Raw genomic sequence first — 19,000 nt, forward strand, 5'->3', positions numbered from 1 at the left:
GGGTCTCCCGTCAGGCGTCCTTCTCCGTTCCCGGGCTCAGGCGTGCTCCATGCCCGGGCGCAGCCGCGCGAGCAGGGCGTACAGGGTGGCGCTGTCCTCCGCGCCGAGCGTGTCGAGGGCGCCGTGGGTCGCCTGCATCTCCTCGCGGACCCGCCGGATGACGTCCCGGCCCTCGTCGGTCGCCACGACGTTCTTGACGCGCCGGTCGGAGGCGTCGGCCTCGCGGCGCACGAGACCGCGCCCTTCCAGGCGGTCCACGATCCCGGTGACGTTCGAGGCGTCGCAGACCAGCAGCGTGGCGAGGGCGCGCATCGGCAGCGGCCCGTTGAGCTGGGCGAGCACCTTGGCCTGGGTGGAGGTCAGTCCGTGGTGGGCGGCGGCCGCGGCGAAGTCGCGCCACTGGGCCGTGCCGATGGCGGCGAGGAGCTCAAGCAGCTGGAGCTTGGTGGGCGTCTCGGGGGTCGTCGCGCTCATGCTGGGAGCGTACTCACGATCCTTGACATTATCAATTGTTTACTTAAGAGCCTCAAGCATTTACTTGACCTCCTCAAGCATCGGGGCCTACCTTCGTCGTATTACTTGAGGACATCAAAGATCTACGACGTGAAGCACCGAGAAGGCCACCCACACATGAGTCACGAGACCACCCCGCCCGCCGCCGACCCCCGGCGCGAGACGCTCGTCGTCTTCGCGCTGAGCCTCGCCGCCATGGTCGTGTCGATGATGCAGACCCTGCCGGTCCCGATCCTCGGCCTCATCCGCGCCGACCTCGGCACCTCGGCCGCCAACGTCAGCTGGGTGACCACCGCCACGCTGCTCTCCGCCGCCGTCTTCACCCCGCTGCTCGGCCGCTTCGGCGACCAGCACGGCAAGAAGCCCACCCTGGTCGCCGTCCTCGGCGTCATGGTCGCCGGCTCCGTGGTCGCGGCCCTGGCGACCTCGCTCCCCCTGCTGATCCTCGGCCGCGTCCTCCAGGGCGCCGCCACCGCGATCTTCCCGCTGGCCCTGTCCGTGCTGCGCGAGGAGGTCCGCCCGCAGAAGCTGCCCGGCGCGATGTCCCTCGTCAGCGGCACCCTGGCCTTCGGCAGCGGCCTCGCCCTCGTCGCCACCGGCCTGCTCACCTCCGGCTCCGACGCCGACTACCGCAGCGCCTTCTGGATGGCCACGGGCTTCGCCGCGATCGCCCTGCTCGCGGTCGTGTTCCTGGTCCCCGCCACCCGCCACAAGACCGGCGGCCGCACCGACTTCCTCGGCGCGCTCACCCTCGGCGCCACCCTGCTGCTGCTCCTGCTGCCGATCTCGCAGGGCCACGAGTGGGGCTGGACCTCCGGCCGCACCCTCGGCAGCTTCGCCGGCGCGGCCGTCATGACCGCCGTCTGGGTCCTCACCGAGCTCAAGGTCCGCGAGCCCCTCGTCGACATGCGGATGTTCGTGCACCGGCCGGTGCTCATGGCCAACCTGGCCGGCATCCTCGTCGGCTTCGGCATGTTCGCGAACTTCCTGGGCGTCTCGTACCTCGTCCAGATGCCCGAGGCCCTCACCGGCTACGGCTTCGGCGCGTCCATCCTGCGGGCCTCCGTCGAGTTCCTGCTGCCCGGCGCGATCGTCTCCCTGCTCGCCTCGCCGATCGGCGGCCGGCTCGTCCGCCACCGCGGCCCGCGCACCGCGCTCACCCTGGCCGCCGTCCTCGGCGCCGTGGGCTTCGGCTGGCTCGCCCTCGACCACGGCCACACCGCCTCGGTGATCGGCGCCGGCGTGATCGTCGGCGCGGCCGTCAGCTTCGGCTACGCGGCCATGCCCGCCGTCATCATGGCGAGCGTCCCGCACCACCAGAGCGGCATCGCCAACGGCATCAACTCCATCTCCCGCTCCACCGGCAGCGCGATCGGCAGCGCCGTGGTCACCACGATCCTGGCGTCGAAGACGATCGAGCACCTGCCCGCCGGCGTCCCGGCCCTGCCCGCCGAGTCCGGCTTCACCCTCACCTTCGGGATCGGCGCCGTCGCCTTCGCGCTCGTCGCCGTCATCGCCCGCCTCGGCCTGCGGGCCGGTCAGGCGCCCCGTACCGAGCGGGTGAGCGCCCCGGCCGCCGAGAAGGAGAAGGCAGCCGCGGCATGACGAGGGGGACGGGCCCGTCGGACGACGGGCCCGTCCCCCCTTCTCGTACCGACGTCGGGTCAGACGCGGTCGGCGGCGATCAGGACGTACTGGAAGGAGCCGTCCTTGTACGACTCGATGAACGCCTCCTCGATGCCGGTGACCAGCGAGGACGTGGCCCGCAGCTCCCAGTAGGGGAGGGTGTCCGGCGTGAGGTCGATGACGGCCTGCGGGACGAGCCGGTTGTCGGCCATCGCGCGCAGGTACTCACGGCGGGAGTGGATGTTGCACTCGAAGTGCGCGTTGATCTGGGAGACCCACTTCGAGGGCTGGCCGTACTTCGGGTTCCAGCAGCCGGTGATGGTCACGTAGCGGCCGCCGACCTTGAGGAACCGGGAGTGCTCGGCGAACAGGTCGTCCAGGTCGACGTACATGCTCGACTCGTTGTTCCACGAGGCGGCGATGCTGCCCTTCTCGAAGGGGGTGTCGAGCATGTTGCAGACCTGGGCGTGGACGTGGTCCTCGATGCCCAGCTCCTTGGCCCGCTGGTTGCCGAACTCGGCCTGCGTGGAGGAGAGGGTGACGCCCTCGACCTTGCAGCCGAAGCGCTGGTGGGCCATGACGCTCGAACCGCCGCGGCCGCAGCCCGCGTCGACGAGGGTGTCCTCGCGGCCGATGGGGCCCAGGTGGTCCAGGAGGAGCTCGGCCTGCGCCGACTCCAGGCGGTGCAGCTCGGTGATCAGCTTCTTCTCGTACTCGCTGTCCTCGACGTCCCCGAGGGCGGCGTGGTCGACGGCGCCGATGCCGTAGTGGTGGTGGTACAGCCCGTCGACATCACCGAGGCGCAGGTTCACGGGCCTCGCCTCGGTGTTCCAGTAACGGGCGATGTCTCCCTGGTACGGCGTCGCCGGGCCGGGGACGAACGCGGAGGTGCCGTTGACGGTGGGGAGCTCGGTGTTGGTCACAGATGAATCCGTTCTTACCAGAAATCGGGCAGGCTGTAGCGGTACGTATTGGTCTGGTGCCAGTAGTGGTTGCCGTCCACCCACACGGCCACCCCCTTCAGGAAGCGGAGCACGCTCGGGACGGGGCAGGCGGCGGCCAGTTCGGCGGACGCGGCCTCGAAGTCGCGCATGAGGTCGTTGTGGACCTCCACCGCCTTCAGGTACGCGTCCTTCTCCGAGAGGGACTCCCGGTCGGCCAGCACCACGGGCAGGTTCATGTGCCGTCCGGGGCTGGCGAGTTCCTTGGTGTACGAGTACAGGTCGTTGACGATGGTGCTGGCGTTGCCGGCGAGGGCCAGGACCCGTTGCATGGCCGGCTGGGCGTGCAGGTCGGCGGGGAGTTCGTAGCCGCCGACGGTGTCGGTGATGGTGGGGCAGGGGCGGAAGTTGTTGAACTGCCGCATCGCCAGGTACTCCCACACCTCCGGCACGTGGTTCGTCTCGTCCCACGCGGCCTCGGCGAGATAGCCCATGTGCAGCCGGGCCATGTCGTGCCGGAACCGGTCGGCCTGGGAGGGCGTCGCCAGTCGGACGAAGTACTCCATGGCGGAGCGGTAGGAGCGCCGGGGCGCGTCCGCGTGGAGGGACTCGGCCCACACCGGCTGGTACTCCGCCGTCGAGTGCAGCGGGTCCAGGGCGGTGTGCGCGAGGAGGAGGCGTCCCCCCAGGCCGATGGGCGAGCCGCCGAGGTCCTCGCAGTAGCAGTCGTCGACGGCGTTCTCGGCGACCATCAGCCGGGCGGCGACCATGAGGTGCTCGATGGTCGGGGCGTCCGGGTGGCAGGCCACCATGTAGCGCCCGACGTGGAACCCGTCGAAGTCGCCCTCCCAGTCCTCGGGGTAGAGCTGGATCTCGTCGAGCGCCCAGGACTTGATGCGGAGGCTGACCTCCTCCACGCGCACCGGGTCCGGCTCGGGCACCGGGTGCCAGTAGAGGCCCGGGATGATCAGGGCGTCCGCCGGCGCCGCGGCTGGGGGCGCCGGGGATGCCGCGTGAGGGAGCTCCTCGCGCGGGACCAGGGACAGGCTCGCCGTGCCCAGGCCGGTGGGACCGCCCAGGACCCGCGCCACGTCGGGCCGGGCGGCGGCCGGTTCGGCCGAGGGCGCCGTGGTGGGGACGTGGGTGGGGGCGGCCTGCGGGTGGGCGAGGCCGAGGGCCTCGGCCTCGGCACGGGCCGCGGCGGCGGCGAGGACGTGGGTCCCGAAGTGGGCCGCGGCGCCGGGCAGGCTGGACTGCAGAGGGGAAAGCCCGGGATCGGGCATCCGTGACTCCTTGGGAAGAGGGGTGGGCCGTCCCGGATTCCGGGCACGCCGGCCCGGCCCGGAGGGTCCGGGTGGTGGTGGCCTGCGGGGAGGGGACTAGTCGCGCCGGCGCGCGATCTGCACGTTCTCCAGGACGCCGAGCGCGTTCGGGACCAGGACGGCGGCGGAGTAGTACGTCGTGACGAGGTACGACATGATCGCCTGCTCGCTGATGCCCATGAACCGCACCGACAGGCCCGGCTCGTACTCCTCGGGCAGACCGGTCTGGCGCAGGCCGATGACGCCCTGGTTGTCCTCGCCGAGACGCATGGCGAGGATCGAGCTGGTGTTCTCCTTGCTGATGGGGATCTTGTTGCAGGGCAGGATCGGCACTCCGCGCCAGGCCGGGACCCGGTGTCCCTGGAGCTCGATGGTGTCCGGGTAGAGCCCGGCGCGGTTCCACTCGCGCCCGATCGCCGCGATCGTCCGCGGGTGGGCGAGGAAGAGCTTGGTGCTGCGGCGGCGGCAGAGCAGCTCGTCGAGGTCGTCCGGGGTGGGCGGGCCGGAGTGCGGCTGGATCCGCTGCTTGAAGTCGGCGTTGGGGAGCAGGCCGAACTCCGGGTTGTTGATGAGCTCGTGCTCCTGGCGCTCGCGGAGCGCCTCGATGGTGAGCCTGAGCTGCTCCTCCGTCTGGTTCATCGGGCCGTTGTAGAGGTCGGCGACCCGGGTGTGGACCTTGAGGACGGTCTGGGCGACGGAGAGTTCGTACTCGCGCGGCTTGAGCTCGTAGTCGACGAAGGCGCCGGGGATCTCGGCCTCGCCCTTGTGGCCAGCCGACATCGCGATCTCGGCCTCGCCGTACTTGTTCTGCCGCTGGTCGGGCAGCGAGCTGAACTCGTGGATGTGGGCCTGGAGGCTCGGCGCCGAGGCGAGGATGTTCGCGAAGTCGGCGCGGGAGAGGGTGAGCAGGGTGCCGGAGGTCTCGGCGGTCGCGGTGTAGTCCCAGCCGGCGTCGCCGTCGAGCAGGGCGTTCTCACCGAACCGGTCGCCGTCGGCGAGCGTGGCGACGGCGACCTCGTCGCCGTACTTGCCGACGGAGGTCTGGTTGATGCGGCCGTGGGCGATGAGGTGGATCTGCTCGGCGGGCGCGCCGCGCTGGACGAGCACCTCGCCGGCGTTGAAGTCGCGCTGGACGCACCGGTCGGCGAGCGCGTTGAGCACGTCGACGTCCTCGAAGCCGCGCAGCAGGGCGAGTTCGCCGAGTTCGCGGGGGATGACGCGGACGCGGGAGCCGTCCTGGACGAATTCGATGCGTCCGTCGCCGACGGTGTAGCTCAGCCGGCGGTTCACCCGGTAGGCGCCGCCCTTGGTCTCCACCCAGGGGAGCATCCGCAGCAGCCAGCGGGAGCTGATCTCCTGCATCTGCGGGGCGGACTTGGTGGTGGTGGCGAGGTTGCGGGCGGCCGCGGTGCTCAGACTGGACTGCCGGGGCGGCGCCGGCTGTACGTCCGGGCGGTCGTCAACGGTCATCGGGCGAGCTCTCCTTCGCGAGGGCGGTTTTCGGCGCGCGAAAGCGCCGAGAACCGGTGAAAGAAGATAAAGGGGGGCGAAGATCCGGGAATCCGTCCAGATCTCGGGGAACAGTAACGGCCGCCGAGCCCGCCTCGCTCAGAGAGTCCGAGAGCATTACCCCCTTGTGGTGATCTTGCTCGAAACGATGTTTATCCCGGCGATCAGCCGGGTTCCGGCCAACCGACGGAGAGTCGGCCAGCGGCGCGCAACGGTTCCGCCGGTTCGGTCACCCGTTGGGCCCCCCGGGGCGGGGGGCCTGCGGGCCCGGGCGCGCGCGACTGGTCCGTACGGGGGAAGCGTTCGCCTTCGCGTGCGTCGTGTTGACGGGGGGTCAGCGCTTCAGCTGTCCGTCCAGCCACTGGAGGACCTCGGGCGTCACCGGGTCGGTGATGTCCGCGAACTCGTCGTGCTTCTTCAGGAACTTCGCCACGTAGGGGCAGACGGGGACGATGCGCTTCCCGGAGGCGCGGACGTCGGTGAGGGCCTGCTCGACGAGGATCGAGGCCAGGCCCTGGCCCGCGTAGGCCTCGTCGACCTCGGTGTGGAAGAAGACCCGCCGGTCGTCGCGGTCGCGGTAGGCCGTCAGACCCGCGCGCTCGCCGTCGACGAGGATCTCGTACCGGTGCCGGGGGTCCACGCGCCGGACGACGGGGGTGGTGGCCTGCTCGGTCATGGGAGTGCCTTTCGTGGGTGGATCGGTGAGGGGAGAAGTCGCGGGTCAGCGGCGCCCGGGGTTCTTGCGCGGGGCGATCCGGGCGTTGGGCAGGGCGGGGGCGGGGAGGCGGTCGCCGGGGTAGCCGTCGACCTCGCCGAAGCGGTCGGAGGCCTTCTCCCACTCCTCGCGGGCCTCGACGATGTCCTCGTGGCTGCGGCCGATGAAGTTCCACCACATCACGATCTCCTCCTCGAACGGCGTTCCGCCGAGGAGGACCGCGCGGGCGGGGGTGTCCGACTCGTTCGTCAGGATGAGCGTTCCGGCCCCGGTGGGGGCGTATCCCAGTTCGGCCGGGCGCAGAAGCGTTCCGGCAAGGCGGACCTCCCCGGTGTCGACGAGCAGGCCGTGCTCGAAGCCGGGATCGACGGGGAGGGTGACGGTCGCGCCCGGGTCGACGAGGAGTTCGGCGCCGAGCAGCGGGGTGAAGGTCCGCACCGGGGAGGTCGAGCCGGCGAGCGTCCCGAGGAACACCCTGATGTCCGCGCCGTCGACGCGGACCGTCCCGGGGGCGTGGTGCTGGAAGTCCCGGGCGGTGTTCCGGTGTTCCTCGGGGAGAGCCACCCACAGCTGGACGCCGTGCAGGACGGTGGTGCGGGGGGTGGAGACCTCGGTGTGGCTGATGCCGTGCCCGCCGGTCATGAGGTTCAGCTCGCCGGGCCGTACGTACGCGTGGCTGCCGAGGCTGTCGCGGTGCTCGATCTCGCCGCTGAACAGCCAGCTCACGGTCTGCAGTCCGATGTGCGGGTGCGGGGCGACGTCCATGCCGCCGGACTCGGCGACGTCGTCGGGGCCGTAGTGGTCGGCGAAGCACCAGGCGCCGATCAGCGTCCGCGCGCGCTGCGGGAGCGTGCGCCGCACGGTCATCGCCCGGGGTCCGCCCAGCGGGACGTCCCGTGCGGTCAGGACCTCGATCTCCGCGATACTCATGCCGACCCCTCCGAAGAATAGTTCCATTTTCAACAATCATGGACGATGATAGCCCCTGCGACGGTGACACGCACTGTTCGAGGAAGCGGCCGGCACGGCCCGGAAGGAGCGCACGGTGAGCGACACGGCAGGAGCCCCGGCGGACAGGCGGATCTACGTCGACAAGCAGAGTCCCAAGGCCTACCACGCGCTGGTCCAGACGGCGGACGCCGTGCGCGCGACGGCCGCCGAGGCGGGGCTCGACCGCATCCTGGTGGAGCTGGTCAACCTCCGCGTGTCCCAGCTCAACGGCTGCGCGTACTGCCTCGACGTGCACACCAGGGCCGCCCTGCGCGCGGGCGAGACCACCCGCCGTCTGGGCGTGCTCGCCGCCTGGCGCGACACCGAGCTCTTCACGGACCGGGAGCGCGCCGCCCTGGACCTCGCGGAGGCCACCACCGCCCCCGCCGACTCCCCCGCCCAGGAGCGCGCCTACGACGGCGCCCGCCGGTCGCTGAGCGACGAGGAGATCTCGGCGGTGATCTGGGTCGCGATCACGATCAACGCCTTCAACCGGGTCTCGATCCTGAGCAAGCACCCCGTACGGGAGACCCCCGCCAAGCTCTGATCCGGGGGCGAGGACGACGAAGGTCCGGTGCCGTCGGGGCACCGGACCTTCGGAGGGTTCTTTCGGTCGTGTCGGTCGGTCAGGCGGAGACGGGCAGCAGCCCGGCCACCGGCGCCGCCTGGTCGGTGAGCTGGTGCAGCTGCCCCAGCTCGTTCAGCCGGTCGAGGCCGTTCAGCTGGCCGGCGATGCCCGGGAACCGCCCGCGGGACTCCTCGGGGATGCCGGTCGTGGCGAGCGCGTCGAGCTCGCTGATCGGGTTGATCTTGGGGCCCAGCGGTCCGGTGGCGTCGGCGGCGGTCGCGGCGGACGCCGCGAAGGCGCCGAGGCACGAGAAGGCGGCGGCGACGGCGAGGAGCGAGGAGATGCGTCGTGTTGAGGTCACACCCTCACAACGGGCCGGCCCGCCACGGGTCACGGCCCGCCCCCGCTCTCGCCGTTCTCACCGTCCGAACGGGGGTCCCTCCGCGCCGGGACTCAAGGGGTCGTGCGGACGGGGAAGCTGAAGGTGTGTCCGTTCTCCTTGAGCCACGGCAGCACCTGCCGCAGGGCCGCGACGGTCTGACCGCGGTCGCCGCCGCCGTCGTGGAAGAGGATCGTCGGCCCGTTCGACAGCTCGTTCTTGACGGTGTTGACGATCGAGGCCGTGCCCGGCTGCTCGAAGTCCTTCGTGTCCACGTTCCAGCCGAGCGGCCGCATCCCCGCGGCGGCGGCGAGCCGCCTGCTGTCCGGGGTGAACGCCCCGCCCGGAGCCCGGTAGTACTCGACCTTCGCTCCCCCGGCCGCGTCCTCGATCATCTTCTTCGCGTCGAAGATCTGCTGCTTCTGGTACGCGACGGACTTCTTGTCCATCGTCGTGTCGTGGGACACGGTGTGGTCGCAGAGCCGGTGGCCCTCCGCCACCACCCTCTTGACGATGTCGGGGTGCGCCTCGGCCATCGGGCCGACCATGCAGAACACGGCCTTGACGCCGTTCTCCTTGAGGATGTCCAGCATCTGCGGCGTCCAGCGCGGGTCGGGTCCGTCGTCGATGGTGATGTTCACCGCCGAGCCCCCCGCCTCGGCCGCGTGCGCGATGCTCTCGGGCACCTTCTGCGGCCGCACCTGGGCCGGCTGCCCGGGCTTCCCGGCGGGCCCCTGCGAGGCCGGGGCACCCCCCATCTTCGCGGCGGCCTCGTTGTCCATCAGCGCCGCGGCGCCCCACACCGCCAGGCTCAGCCCCACCGCCGAAGCCACCACGGCTATGTGCGCGGTGTACTTGCCCTGCCCCATGGATTCCCCCACTCCCCGTGTTCCGATCATCTCCCTGGTGAGAGGACGGTACGAGGAGCCGTAAGGTTTCACCGAATCCAGACCAACTGGCGGAACGCGCGGACGGCCGGACCGCGCGGGGGCACTGACCTCCGCTCAGCTCGCGGCGAGCGGAAGGTGGTAGAGCGCGAACGCCCGGCCGATGACGGGCTGGGCCACGTTGCGCACGCGTACCCCGCCGGCCGTCATGCCGTGTTCGGTGCCGAGATGGGCGTGGCCGTGCACCGCGAGGTCGGCCCCGGCCTCGTCGATGGCCTCGGCGAGGAGGTAGCTGCCCAGGAAGGGATAGATCTCGATCGGCTCGCCGGCGAGCGTGTCGGGGACGGGCGCGAAGTGGGTGAGGGCGATCCTGGCCGCGCAGCCGTCGGCCGACATGTCGGCCAGCGCCCGGTACAGGCCCTCGGCGCTTCGACGGGCGCTGCGGACGAAGTCCTTCATCTCCCGCTCGCCGAACTCCCCGGCGCTGCGGCCCGCGAAGCCCCCGCAGAAGCCCTTCGCCCCGGCGACGCCCACCTTGCGGCCCGCCACGGGCAGGACCACCCGGTCCCCCTCCAGGACCGTGACCCCGGCCTCGGTGAGGACGCGGGTGACGTCGGCCTCCCGCTCCGAGTGATAGTCGTGGTTGCCGAGCACCGCGACCACGGGGACGCCGAGGTCGCGCACCTCCTCCGCGACCACCTCCGCCTCCGGGACGGTGCCGTGCCGGGTGAGGTCGCCGGCGAGGAGGAGCACGTCCGCGCAGATCGGCAGGGTCTCGAAGGAGGGGCGCAGCAGTCCCTGGCAGTCCGGGCTCAGGTGGATGTCGCCCACGGCGGCCACCCGGACGACGGCTCCGTTCCGCTCGCCGCCGGGGGTCACGACAGTTCCTCGGGACGGTCGGGAGGGTCGGCGCAGGCGACCAGGAGGTCCGCGTGGACGGGGATGCCGGCCAGCTCGGTGCCGGCGAGGCGGAGGATCTCGTCGCGGCGGTCGGCCGTGGGGAGGGTGCCGGTCAGGAGGATGCTCGCGCCGCGCACCTCGACGCGGACGCCGAGTTCGGCCACGTCCTCGCGCGCGAGGCGCTCCCTGAACCGGGCGATCCGGTACTCGCTCTCGCCGGCGTTCATCGCTGTCCTCCGTCCCGTCTGCGAGGTGCGGTGCCCGGAGCACGGCCGCGCAAACCTTCCGGTCAGACCGGCCGGGGAGCGATCCGGAAGCCGCTGCGCGGCGCGGTGGGGATCCGCCGCAGGGGGATCCGCAGGTCCTGCGGGGGCACCGTCCACTCCTGCCGGGCCAGGGCGCCCGACAGGGCCGCGAGGACGGCGACGGTGATGTCCTCGCCGGGGCAGCGATGGCCGGTACGGGCGTCGCCGCCGCCCTGCGGGATCAGGGCGTCCGGGTCCGGGGGCCGGGAGAGGAAGCGCTCGGGGGCGAAGCGGTACGGGTCCGGCCAGAGGGCCGGGTCGTGGTTCTGGCCGTACACGTCGAGCAGCACCAGGGCGCCCTCGGGGATCCGCTCGCCCCGCCACTCCAGGTCGCGGGCGCCGAGGCCGCCGACGAACGGCACGAAGGGGTAGAAGCGGCGGACCTCGTGGGCGAAGGCCGTCGCGTAGGCGCCGGAGCCGTCCTCGCGCAGGCGTTCCCGGGTCCCGGGCCACCGGTGCAGCGCGTGTCCGGCGAACGCCACGAACCAGGCGATGGCGATCGCCGGGCGGGCGATGTTCAGGAGCTCCACGGCGGCGGTGTGGAGGTCGAGCGGAGCCCCGCCGGTCCCGCGGTGCCGCACGACCGCGCCGAACGGGGTGTCCTCGGCGGACACCGCCGTCGCCCGCGCCTTCCCGACCGCGTCCGCGAGGACCTCCTCCTGGCGGGAGCGGGCGCGGCGGGCCCGCAGATGGCGCGGGCCGGGGGTGGCGAAGCCGTCGACCATGGCGACGCAGTCCCGCGCCAGGCCGCGGATCCGGGTGTCGTCGTACGGCAGCCCGGCCCAGTCGCGGACGGCCCGCGCGAGCACCAGCGCCGCCTCGTCGAAGAGCACGACCTCGCGTCGGGCGGGGGCGGCGAACGCCGCCCGCCAGGCGGCCTCGGCGTGCTCGACGAGGGAGGCGACGGCCGCCGGATCGGTCAGCCGGGCGACGAAGAGCGCCTTGCGGGCGCGGTGGTCGGCACCGTCCAGGGTGTGGACGGCGCCCCGGCCGAAGAGCGTGTCGAGCACCGGCCCCGGCAGGGCTCCGGCGCGGCGCACGTGGTCCTCGTCGTAGAAGAAGCGCACCGCCCCGGGGCCGTGCAGGGCGACGGCGGTCCGGCCGAGCAGCCGGGTCCTGAGGACCTCCCCGTTCCCCGCCCGGCGGCGCGCGTCGGGCAGCCAGGCGTACCCCTGGAGCAGCAGGGCGGCGGTGCGGTCCGCCGTCAGGTCCTCGATCAGTCGGATCATGCCCCGTCCGGTACCCCCGCCGGGGCGGGGGCACGCGCGCGTACGGCCGAGTGGCGGCACGCGCGTGCGCACGCGGACCTCGGGGTCGGTGAACTCCTCGTTCCGGGCAGGCCACCCGCACGCGCGCGTACGCGAGGAGACTCAGCCCCCCAGGGAGCGGGTGGCCGGGCCCTGGAGGAGGGTGCCGTCGGAGGCGAAGCGCGAACCGTGGCAGGGGCACTCCCAGGTCTGCTCGGCCTCGTCGAAGCCGAGCTCGCAGCCCATGTGCGTGCAGCGTCGGCCGGTCCGCAGGCCGCCGGCGAAGTGGCGGGCCACGGTGGCCTGCCGGCGGGCGACCCCGGGGAGTTCGCGGGCGGGCAGCCGGCGGCGCGGGTCGAAGAGCTCCGTCCAGGGCGGGCGCGGGCCGCCCGTCAGGTGCGCGCCGAGGAGACGGCCCGCGGCGACGCCGTTGCTGAGGCCCCAGCCGCCGAAGCCGGTGGCGACGTACACGTGCTGGGTGTCGGGGTGCTCGTGACCGACGCACGGCAGTCCGTCGGTGGTGTGGACGTCCTGGGCCGCCCACCGGCGGACCGTCGCCGCCTCGGCGAAGCCCGGCAGCCGGGCGCGCGCCCAGGCCTCCAGGCGCTCGTACCGGCCGTTCACGCCCCCGGTCCCGGGGACGAACGGTTCGCCCGCGACGATCAGCAACCGCCGCCCCTCGCCGAGCGGGGCGGTCCGCACCGACCGGGTGCCCTGTTCGTGGGTCAGATACATGCCGTACGGCGCGTGGCGTTCCTCCACGGGGGCCGCGACGACCAGCTCGCGGCGGACGGAGAGCCGTATGAGGAGGGTGGTGTGGCAGCGCAGCGGGAAGTGGGTGGCGAGGACGACGTCCCGGGCGTGGACCGTGCCGCCGCCCTCCAGGGCGAGGCGGCAGTCGGCGCCCTCCCGCAGGCCGGTGACCCGGGTGCCCTCGTGGAGACGGCCGCCGAGCGCGACCAGGTCTTCCGCCAGGGCCAGCAGGAAGCGGCGGGGGTGGAACTGCACCTGGTCCTCGACCCGGACGGCCGCCGCGACCGGGTACGGCAGGTCCGTGCCGGTCACCGCCGTGGCCCGCAGGCCCGCCGCGGAGGCGGCCGCCGCCTCCGCCCGGATCCTCACGGCGCGCGCCTCGTCGAGGGTGTACGTGTACGCCGGCCGGCGCTCGACCTCCGCGTCGACGCCCCGCTCCCCGCAGAAGCGCAGCACCTGCCGCAGGGCGTCCTCCTGGGCCTCGGCGTACGCCTCGGCCGCCACCTCTCCCCGGCCCGCGCGCAGGCGCTCGTAGCACAGCCCGTGCAGGGAGGTCAGCTTGCCGGTGGTGTGTCCGGTGACCCCGGCCGCGATCCGGCCCGCTTCGAGGACGACGACCTCGCGCCCGGCGCGGGCCAGCTCGCGGGCGGTGCACAGTCCGGCGACCCCGGCCCCCACCACGACCGCATCGGCGGCGAGGTCGCCCTCCAGGGGCGGTCGGGCGGCGGCGGGCGGCGCCGACTCCATCCAGTACGAGCTCGCGGACATGGTGGCTCCTCTCCGCCGCCCCATGGGGCGACTACCCGGGGCCGACGCCCGCAGTCGGCCTGCCGGCCGGCTCCCGGGAGAGACAGGCGGGGCCGTGGGGCGGCGCAGTGGAGGGAGGCGGCTCAGGGCGAGCGATCCGGACCGGCCGGGCCGGCGGCGGGTCCGCCACGGCCGGGTTTCCGCCACCTGGACGCCGACGGCGCGCCCCTGGCCCCGGAGGACCGGGCCGGGGTCGTCGCGCTCGTCATCCCTCCGGCCTGGCGGGACGTCTGGATCCGCCCCTGGCCCAACAGGCACGTCCAGGCCGTCGGCACGGACGCGGCGGGCCCCGGCAGTACCTGTGCCACCAGGATTTCCGGCGCCGACAGGAGGAGGCGAAGCACGCGCACGTGCGCCGGGTCGCCCACGGCCTCCCCCCACTGCGCCGGGCCGTCACACGCGATCCGGAGCGGCGCGGTCTGTGCCGGGAGCGAGTGCCGGCCTGCGCGGTGCGCCTCCTCGACCTCGGCTTCTTCCGGCTCGGCGGCGAGCGGTGCCAACGACGACTCCTCGTACGGACTCACCACCCTGCTCCGCGAGCACGCGCACTGCGCACGCGGGAAGGTCTGCCTCGGCTGTCCGGCGAAGTCGGGCCGCCTGTAGACCCGGGCCCTCGTGGACGAGCCCGCGTACGAGGTCGTGCGCGCGCTGCTGCGGCGCGGGGGCGGGGGCGACCGGCTCTTCGGGTACGGGGAGGGCGGGCCCGGCACGAGGTCCACGCGGAGGACCTCGACGCGTATCTGCGGGAGCACTCCGGGAGCGACATCACCGCCAAGGACTTCCGGACCTGGCACGCCGCGGTCCTCGCCGCCGTCGCGCTCGCCGTCTCGGCACTGATGGCGGACGGCTCGCGCGCGGCGCGGGAGAAGGCGGCGCGACGGGCGGTCCGGGAGGTCGGCGGCTGTCTCGGCGACACGCCGGCGGTCTGCCGTGCCTCCTCCATCGACCCGATCGTCGTCGAACGCTTCGAGGAGGGCGTCACCATCGCCCCGGTCCTGGGGCGGCTGGGGAGGACGGCGGCTTCGGACACCCGGTCACGCGGGGCGCGGTGGAACGGGCGGTCCTGCGCCTGGTCGGCTGAGGAAGCTTCGTTCGCCGGGGCGGAGCTCGCCGGGGCGTGTGGGGCGGCGCCGCCCGCTCTGCCGTCGGGGGCGGCGCCGTCTGTTCCGTCGGGGCGGGTCAGGTGCTCCAGCGCAGGACCGCGCCGAGGCCGCCGGCCGGGCCCGGCGCCTCCTCGGGGACCACGAGGACCTCGGAGTCCGCGGCGACGCAGGCGCGCAGCAGCGCGTCGTCGGCGCGTGCCTCCTTCGGTCGGCCGATCCCCCAGTTCTTGGCCTCGGTACGGCCCAGGGCGATGTCGTACGGGCCGGGGCCGACCCAGATCATGCGGCCCGCGTCGGCGGCGTCGAGCCCGAGCAGCAGGGTGGCGACCCGGTGTTCGCGGACGGCCTCCAGCACCGCCGGAACGCCTTCGGCGGCCGGACCGGGAGCGCCGTCCACGGACCCCGCGCGGTGCTCACCGGGACGTCCTCGCGCTCTGCGGAAGTCATCGAGGGTGCTGCGGATCCGTTCCCGTGCGTACCGTGAACGCACGTCCTCGATCTCGCGGTCGAGGATCTCGGTGGAGGCGCCGGGCGCCCGGCTGCCGTGTTCCACCTCGACGGCGTTGCTCCGCAGCTGCGGGGGGAGCCGGTCCCGTACCGCCTTGCGCTCGCGGGCGTCCCCGGCCAGGACCAGCAGGGTGCCGTGCTGCGGGCAGCGCCGTACGAGCTCGGTGGCGATGAGGTCGGCCGTCTCCTCCCAGGCGTTCTCGACCTTGTTGTGGTAGTGCCATTCGTACCGGTCGGCGGGGAGGCTGCGGTGGCCGCGGCCCTGCCACGTCTTCCCCTCGGTGCGGCCCATGTCCTCCATGCCGAGGGGGCCGCGCAGTTCGAGGTCGGCGCCGGTGCGGTCGATGAGGGCCACCTGGCAGGCCGGTTCGTCGCTCCGCAGGTGGAGGAGCGGGGCGATGTGCGGGAGGCTCGACCACATCGTCTCGACGCCGGGCGGTGCCGTCGTCAGGGGGAGGTCGAGCACGATCTCCCCGGCCGTGGCGAAGAGGGCGCGCCCGGGAGGCGATCCGGAGGCCGGCTCGGTGCGGAGCCGTTCGGCGACCGCGCCGACGGTGGCGGGATGCGCACCCTCGTCGACGAGCCGGCGGGCGACGGCGCGGTCGCGCAGCTTCTGGATCTGCGCCGCGTCCTCGGTGGCCCGGCTCGTCTCGACGTAGACGGAGGCCCAGGGGCCGGGGCGTTCCAGGAGTGGTTTGAGGAAGTCGAGGTCCATGGTGTCCCCCAGAAGGTGGGAAGCGGTCACGGGAGGCGGTCAGCTGTCGCTGCTCGTTCCCGGCCCTGTGCGGGCTCGTCGACGGGCGGCTCGGGGTCGTGCCGCTCCTCCGCGCGGGTGGGGCGGCCGGACCTGACCCGGCCCTCGACCTCCTTCTTGCGCGCGTCGTCGAGGCGGGGGCCGGACTTGCTGCTGCCGCGGTCGGGGGTGTTCATGAGGGCCTCTCCAGGGGGAGGGCGGGTCGTACGGGCTCCTCTGCGGCGGCTGCCCCTCGCCTCGACGGGCAAACGGCGCGGTACGGACCGACGGGCGGCCCGGGTGATCACGTCCCGTCGTCGTCCGGAAGGCGCTCGTCCTTCGTCTGGGAGGGGGCGCCCTTCGTCTGGGAGGGGGTGGTCCGCCCCTGCCTCTGCACGTCGTCCCTGTCCTGCCGTCCCCGCTCGTGGCGGGAACGGCCCCCGCCGGGCCGCTCCGACGGCGGGTGCACCGGGTCGTCGGCGGGATGCTCCCTCAGCTCCTCCTCGCTCAGGCGCGCGTCCACGGGCTCGTTCGTACGCTCATTCATCGACTTCCTCCTCGGTCCTCTCCGCCCCGGTCTCCACGTGGACGGCGGCCTCCTCCGCGGGTACGGCGCCGTCGGCGGCGGGCTGTCGTCCCTCGGGCACCTCCTGGGCCAGCCGTTCGTCGAGCGGCTCGCCCTCCTGCTGCTCCCGCTGGGTGGTGCCGTGCCGGTCGACGCCTCCGGGGTGTTCCGGAGGGGAGTAGCCGGGGGCGGCCGGGTCGTCGACCGGGTCCGTGGCGAGCGCGTTCTCCGGGTCGAGTTCACCGCTGGGGCGGTTGCCCGCGTCGGAGTGGGTGGGCTGGTAGACGTCGTCGCCGCGGGCCGCCTGCGGGTCGGGCTCGTTACGGGCCATGAAGGGGGTTCCTTTCGGGTGAGTCGTGTCGGGTGGGTCGTGTCGGGTGGTCGGGTGGGGGCTCAGCGGGCCGCGAGGACGATCGCGTACACGAGGAAGAACAGGGCGCACGCGATGACCAGCACCCACACGATGAGGAGCGGGCCCGCCGCCCAGCCGCGCCGGGGCGGCCGGTGGGGACCGGTGCCCGTCCCCGTGCCTGACTCGGCCGGCGGCGTCTCGCCCGCGGGGACTCCCCCGCCGGGCTCGACGCCCGGGGTGCGGCGGGGGTCCGGGTCCGGGTTGCTCGGTCCGGTCATGGTGTTCATCTCCCTACGGCTCGCCGGTGCCCGAGGGGTCGCCGTCGGCCGGGACGGTCGTGAAGGGGCTGGTGTCGAGGTGGGCGAGGAGGTCGGCCGGGTCGGCGTACACGGCGGCGGCGCCCGCCTCGGTGAGGTCGGCGCGGGGTATGCCGCCGCACAGCAGGCCGGCGCTCACCATGCCGGCGCGGCGGGCGGCCTCCATGTCCCAGACGCTGTCGCCGACGAAGACGGCCCGGTCGGCGGGGACGCCGACGAGCGAGAGGGCGTGTTCGAGCGGGTCGGGGGCGGGTTTGCCCTCCTCGACGTCGTCGGCGGTGGCGGTGGCGGCAAGGGCCTCGTCGGCGTCGACGGCGCGGCGCAGGGCGCTCAGTTCCCGGTCCTTGGCCGAGGTCACGAGGACGACCTTCCATCCGTCGCCGGCGAGGGTGCGGAGCAGGTCGCCGGCCCTGTCGAAGGCCTGGAGCCGCTCGAAGGAGGTGGCGTAGAGGGTGTCGTGGGCGGTGCTGAGCCGGTCGTCGTCCGACGGGTCGCGGGAGTCGCCGAGCAGGTGGTCGATGAGCTGCTCGCCGGGCAGGCCGATCGCGCGGTGCACGGCGTGCGTCGGCACCTGGTGGCCACCCTGCCGGAACGCCTCCCACCAGGCCACGACGTGCAGGTGGTTGGTGTCCACGAGGGTTCCGTCGACGTCGAAGAGCGCGGCGCGGTCCATGTCGGGCCCCCTACAGGTCGCGGAGGGCGGGGAGCAGCGTCGACTCCGCCCAGCGGAGGAAGGGCAGTTGCCGGTCGCCGCCGATCTGGACGAGGGCGAGGTCGGTGAACCCGGCCTCGGCGTAGGCGCGGGCCGCCTCCACGACGGCGTCCACGTCGTCCCCGCAGGGGATGTTCTTCGCCACGTCCTCCGGGCGGACGTGCTGGGAGGCCTGTGCGAAGCCCGCCGGCAGGGGGAGTTCGGCGTTGAGGCGCCAGCCTCCCAGCATCCAGCGGAACTGCTCGTGGGCGCGGGCGATGGCCGCGTCGCGGTCGGGGTCGTAGGAGACGGGCAGCTGCCCGAGGCGGGGCTTCCCCGCCCCGCCCTGGGCGTCGAAGGCGTCGAGGAGTTCGCGTTTCGGCTCCGTGGCGACCACCAGGTCGGCGTGGCGTCCGGCGAGCTCGCAGGACCGCGGCCCGGAGACGGCGATGCCGATGGGCGGGGGCGTGGGCGGGACGTCCCAGAGCTTGGCGTCGTCGACCTGGAAGTGGCGGCCGTGACGGGTCACGTACTCGCCGGTGAACAGGGCGCGGATGATCTCCACCGCCTCGTCCAGCATGTCGAGGCGTACGCGCGCCGAGGGCCAACCCCTGCCGACGACGTGTTCGTTGAGGTTCTCGCCCGAGCCGAGGCCCAGCCGGAAGCGACCCTCGGACAGGAGTTGCAGGGTGGCGGCCTTCTGCGCGATCACCGCGGGGTGATAGCGGAAGGTCGGGCAGGTCACCAGGGTCATGAGCGGGATGTCGGAGGTCGCCTGCGCCGCCGCGCCCAGCACGCTCCACGCGTAGGGGGCGTGTCCCTGCGCGGGCAGCCAGGGGAAGGAGTGGTCCGAGATCACGGAGAACCCGAATCCGGCCCGTTCCGCCTCGACCACGTGCCCGACCAGCTCACGGGGGCCTGCCTGCTCGGTCATCATCGTGTACCCGATACGCATCATGTCCGGCGACTTGCCGCGACCAGGGGGTCCGAAACGGGAAAGGGCCGGCTCCGGGGAGCCGGCCTTTTCCGCCGCGGGGCGGGAGGGGGTCGTCAGCGCGTGTCCGGCTCGTCGTCCGGCGGCAGCGACCAGGACTCCGTCTCCCGGGCCGGGCGTGTCCGTCCGGGCGTCTCCACCGGCCCGGGCGGCTCCTTCATCGCGTCGGGGCCCTTCCGGGTGGACCCCCTGGAGGGGTCGGTCCCCATGGACCGGTCTCCCATGGACCGGTCTTCCATCAAGGGGTCGGTCCCCCTGGACGGGGTCGTGCCCATG

At 73.4% G+C, this 19,000-nt stretch carries 22 protein-coding genes and 1 pseudogene; 4 read left to right on the plus strand and 19 right to left on the minus strand.

The features are described 5' to 3' along the window. Window positions 1–36 precede the first annotated feature (36 nt). Entirely contained in the window at window positions 37–474 is a 438-nt protein-coding gene (locus BLW86_RS05610) for a MarR family winged helix-turn-helix transcriptional regulator (RefSeq protein ID WP_093872986.1), read from the minus strand. A 156-nt stretch (window positions 475–630) separates the two neighbouring features. Between BLW86_RS05610 and BLW86_RS05615 the strand changes: the two genes are divergently transcribed. Then, window positions 631–2,118 (plus strand): MFS transporter, encoded by a 1,488-nt coding sequence (locus tag BLW86_RS05615; RefSeq protein ID WP_093872987.1) that lies wholly within the window; start codon window positions 631–633, stop codon window positions 2,116–2,118. 59 nt (window positions 2,119–2,177) lie between these two features. Here BLW86_RS05615 and BLW86_RS05620 read toward each other — a convergent pair whose 3' ends face one another. The 5 genes from BLW86_RS05620 to BLW86_RS05640 form a co-directional block, all read right to left on the minus strand. Further along, entirely contained in the window at window positions 2,178–3,062 is an 885-nt protein-coding gene (locus tag BLW86_RS05620) for a geranyl diphosphate 2-C-methyltransferase (protein ID WP_093872988.1), read from the minus strand. 14 nt (window positions 3,063–3,076) lie between these two features. Continuing rightward, window positions 3,077–4,363, minus strand: a complete 1,287-nt coding sequence (locus BLW86_RS05625; RefSeq protein ID WP_093872989.1) for a family 2 encapsulin nanocompartment cargo protein terpene cyclase — start codon at window positions 4,361–4,363, stop codon at window positions 3,077–3,079. A 96-nt stretch (window positions 4,364–4,459) separates the two neighbouring features. Then, window positions 4,460–5,872, minus strand: coding sequence for a family 2B encapsulin nanocompartment shell protein (locus BLW86_RS05630; RefSeq protein WP_093872990.1), 1,413 nt, complete (start codon window positions 5,870–5,872; stop codon window positions 4,460–4,462). Window positions 5,873–6,245: 373 nt separating this feature from the next. Next, window positions 6,246–6,587 carry a GNAT family N-acetyltransferase gene (locus tag BLW86_RS42975; RefSeq protein ID WP_093872991.1) on the minus strand — a complete coding sequence of 114 codons (342 nt, stop codon included), beginning with the start codon at window positions 6,585–6,587 and terminating at the stop codon, window positions 6,246–6,248. 45 nt (window positions 6,588–6,632) lie between these two features. After that, window positions 6,633–7,556: a pirin family protein gene (locus BLW86_RS05640; protein ID WP_093872992.1), complete on the minus strand. Its 924-nt coding sequence runs from the start codon at window positions 7,554–7,556 to the stop codon at window positions 6,633–6,635. 115 nt (window positions 7,557–7,671) lie between these two features. On the opposite strand from BLW86_RS05640, the gene BLW86_RS05645 reads away from it, so the two are divergent. Continuing rightward, window positions 7,672–8,163 (plus strand): carboxymuconolactone decarboxylase family protein, encoded by a 492-nt coding sequence (locus tag BLW86_RS05645; RefSeq protein ID WP_093872993.1) that lies wholly within the window; start codon window positions 7,672–7,674, stop codon window positions 8,161–8,163. Window positions 8,164–8,242: 79 nt separating this feature from the next. On the opposite strand, the gene BLW86_RS05650 is transcribed toward BLW86_RS05645, so the two are convergent. The 6 genes from BLW86_RS05650 to BLW86_RS05675 all read right to left on the minus strand — a co-directional run bounded on the left by BLW86_RS05650 (window position 8,243) and on the right by BLW86_RS05675 (window position 13,423). Then, complete coding sequence (locus tag BLW86_RS05650; RefSeq protein WP_093872994.1) at window positions 8,243–8,545, minus strand: hypothetical protein; 303 nt, start codon at window positions 8,543–8,545, stop codon at window positions 8,243–8,245. A gap of 92 nt (window positions 8,546–8,637) precedes the next feature. After that, window positions 8,638–9,432, minus strand: coding sequence for a polysaccharide deacetylase family protein (locus BLW86_RS05655; protein ID WP_093872995.1), 795 nt, complete (start codon window positions 9,430–9,432; stop codon window positions 8,638–8,640). 135 nt (window positions 9,433–9,567) lie between these two features. Then, window positions 9,568–10,329, minus strand: coding sequence for a metallophosphoesterase family protein (locus BLW86_RS05660; protein ID WP_093872996.1), 762 nt, complete (start codon window positions 10,327–10,329; stop codon window positions 9,568–9,570). After that, window positions 10,326–10,577, minus strand: coding sequence for a hypothetical protein (locus BLW86_RS05665; protein WP_093872997.1), 252 nt, complete (start codon window positions 10,575–10,577; stop codon window positions 10,326–10,328). Before BLW86_RS05665 ends, BLW86_RS05660 begins: the two co-directional genes overlap by 4 nt. A gap of 62 nt (window positions 10,578–10,639) precedes the next feature. Next, a complete protein-coding gene (locus BLW86_RS05670; RefSeq protein ID WP_093872998.1) occupies window positions 10,640–11,884 on the minus strand; it encodes a cytochrome P450 in 1,245 nt (414 codons plus the stop codon). 141 nt (window positions 11,885–12,025) lie between these two features. Next, window positions 12,026–13,423: an FAD-dependent oxidoreductase gene (locus tag BLW86_RS05675; RefSeq protein WP_093872999.1), complete on the minus strand. Its 1,398-nt coding sequence runs from the start codon at window positions 13,421–13,423 to the stop codon at window positions 12,026–12,028. Between the two features lie 207 nt (window positions 13,424–13,630). Here BLW86_RS05675 and BLW86_RS43970 point away from each other — a divergent pair, with 207 nt between their 5' ends. Next, window positions 13,631–14,065, plus strand: a complete 435-nt coding sequence (locus BLW86_RS43970) for a hypothetical protein (protein ID WP_371129665.1) — start codon at window positions 13,631–13,633, stop codon at window positions 14,063–14,065. 161 nt (window positions 14,066–14,226) lie between these two features. Further along, a pseudogene (locus BLW86_RS43975) lies at window positions 14,227–14,331 on the plus strand (DNA topoisomerase IB); the annotation flags it as partial. A 310-nt stretch (window positions 14,332–14,641) separates the two neighbouring features. Here BLW86_RS43975 and BLW86_RS05685 read toward each other — a convergent pair. The 7 genes from BLW86_RS05685 to BLW86_RS05715 all read right to left on the minus strand — a co-directional run bounded on the left by BLW86_RS05685 (window position 14,642) and on the right by BLW86_RS05715 (window position 18,688). Continuing rightward, window positions 14,642–15,817, minus strand: a complete 1,176-nt coding sequence (locus BLW86_RS05685) for a baeRF2 domain-containing protein (protein WP_256341231.1) — start codon at window positions 15,815–15,817, stop codon at window positions 14,642–14,644. Further along, complete coding sequence (locus BLW86_RS05690; RefSeq protein WP_093873000.1) at window positions 15,814–16,002, minus strand: hypothetical protein; 189 nt, start codon at window positions 16,000–16,002, stop codon at window positions 15,814–15,816. The genes BLW86_RS05685 and BLW86_RS05690 overlap by 4 nt, the downstream gene beginning before the upstream one ends. A 107-nt stretch (window positions 16,003–16,109) precedes the next feature. Further along, the gene (locus tag BLW86_RS05695) at window positions 16,110–16,352 is read right to left on the minus strand and encodes a hypothetical protein (RefSeq protein ID WP_143060228.1); all 243 of its coding nucleotides are present in this window, start codon (window positions 16,350–16,352) and stop codon (window positions 16,110–16,112) included. Continuing rightward, the gene (locus BLW86_RS40790; protein WP_107466054.1) at window positions 16,345–16,701 is read right to left on the minus strand and encodes a hypothetical protein; all 357 of its coding nucleotides are present in this window, start codon (window positions 16,699–16,701) and stop codon (window positions 16,345–16,347) included. Before BLW86_RS40790 ends, BLW86_RS05695 begins: the two co-directional genes overlap by 8 nt. A 62-nt stretch (window positions 16,702–16,763) precedes the next feature. After that, window positions 16,764–17,000 carry a DUF6480 family protein gene (locus BLW86_RS05705; protein WP_093878511.1) on the minus strand — a complete coding sequence of 79 codons (237 nt, stop codon included), beginning with the start codon at window positions 16,998–17,000 and terminating at the stop codon, window positions 16,764–16,766. A gap of 13 nt (window positions 17,001–17,013) precedes the next feature. After that, complete coding sequence (locus BLW86_RS05710; RefSeq protein ID WP_093873002.1) at window positions 17,014–17,712, minus strand: HAD family hydrolase; 699 nt, start codon at window positions 17,710–17,712, stop codon at window positions 17,014–17,016. 10 nt (window positions 17,713–17,722) lie between these two features. Next, entirely contained in the window at window positions 17,723–18,688 is a 966-nt protein-coding gene (locus BLW86_RS05715; RefSeq protein ID WP_093873003.1) for an LLM class F420-dependent oxidoreductase, read from the minus strand. Window positions 18,689–19,000: the final 312 nt, after the last annotated feature.

The organism is Streptomyces sp. TLI_105 (assembly GCF_900105415.1).
Classification (GTDB): Bacteria; Actinomycetota; Actinomycetes; order Streptomycetales; family Streptomycetaceae; genus Streptomyces.

Bases quoted from the DNA above. Each gene is read 5' to 3' on its own strand.
- BLW86_RS42975 (WP_093872991.1), bottom strand. From the start codon at position 6,587: ATGACCGAGCAGGCCACCACCCCCGTCGTCCGGCGCGTGGACCCCCGG.
- BLW86_RS05715 (WP_093873003.1), bottom strand. From the start codon at position 18,688: ATGATGCGTATCGGGTACACGATGATGACCGAGCAGGCAGGCCCCCGT.
- BLW86_RS05670 (WP_093872998.1), bottom strand. From the start codon at position 11,884: ATGATCCGACTGATCGAGGACCTGACGGCGGACCGCACCGCCGCCCTG.
- BLW86_RS05705 (WP_093878511.1), bottom strand. From the start codon at position 17,000: ATGACCGGACCGAGCAACCCGGACCCGGACCCCCGCCGCACCCCGGGC.
- BLW86_RS05625 (WP_093872989.1), bottom strand. From the start codon at position 4,363: ATGCCCGATCCCGGGCTTTCCCCTCTGCAGTCCAGCCTGCCCGGCGCC.
- BLW86_RS05640 (WP_093872992.1), bottom strand. From the start codon at position 7,556: ATGAGTATCGCGGAGATCGAGGTCCTGACCGCACGGGACGTCCCGCTG.
- BLW86_RS05610 (WP_093872986.1), bottom strand. From the start codon at position 474: ATGAGCGCGACGACCCCCGAGACGCCCACCAAGCTCCAGCTGCTTGAG.
- BLW86_RS05665 (WP_093872997.1), bottom strand. From the start codon at position 10,577: ATGAACGCCGGCGAGAGCGAGTACCGGATCGCCCGGTTCAGGGAGCGC.
- BLW86_RS05630 (WP_093872990.1), bottom strand. From the start codon at position 5,872: ATGACCGTTGACGACCGCCCGGACGTACAGCCGGCGCCGCCCCGGCAG.
- BLW86_RS05690 (WP_093873000.1), bottom strand. From the start codon at position 16,002: ATGAACACCCCCGACCGCGGCAGCAGCAAGTCCGGCCCCCGCCTCGAC.
- BLW86_RS05695 (WP_143060228.1), bottom strand. From the start codon at position 16,352: ATGAATGAGCGTACGAACGAGCCCGTGGACGCGCGCCTGAGCGAGGAG.
- BLW86_RS05675 (WP_093872999.1), bottom strand. From the start codon at position 13,423: ATGTCCGCGAGCTCGTACTGGATGGAGTCGGCGCCGCCCGCCGCCGCC.
- BLW86_RS40790 (WP_107466054.1), bottom strand. From the start codon at position 16,701: ATGGCCCGTAACGAGCCCGACCCGCAGGCGGCCCGCGGCGACGACGTC.
- BLW86_RS05615 (WP_093872987.1), top strand. From the start codon at position 631: ATGAGTCACGAGACCACCCCGCCCGCCGCCGACCCCCGGCGCGAGACG.
- BLW86_RS05710 (WP_093873002.1), bottom strand. From the start codon at position 17,712: ATGGACCGCGCCGCGCTCTTCGACGTCGACGGAACCCTCGTGGACACC.
- BLW86_RS05655 (WP_093872995.1), bottom strand. From the start codon at position 9,432: ATGGGGCAGGGCAAGTACACCGCGCACATAGCCGTGGTGGCTTCGGCG.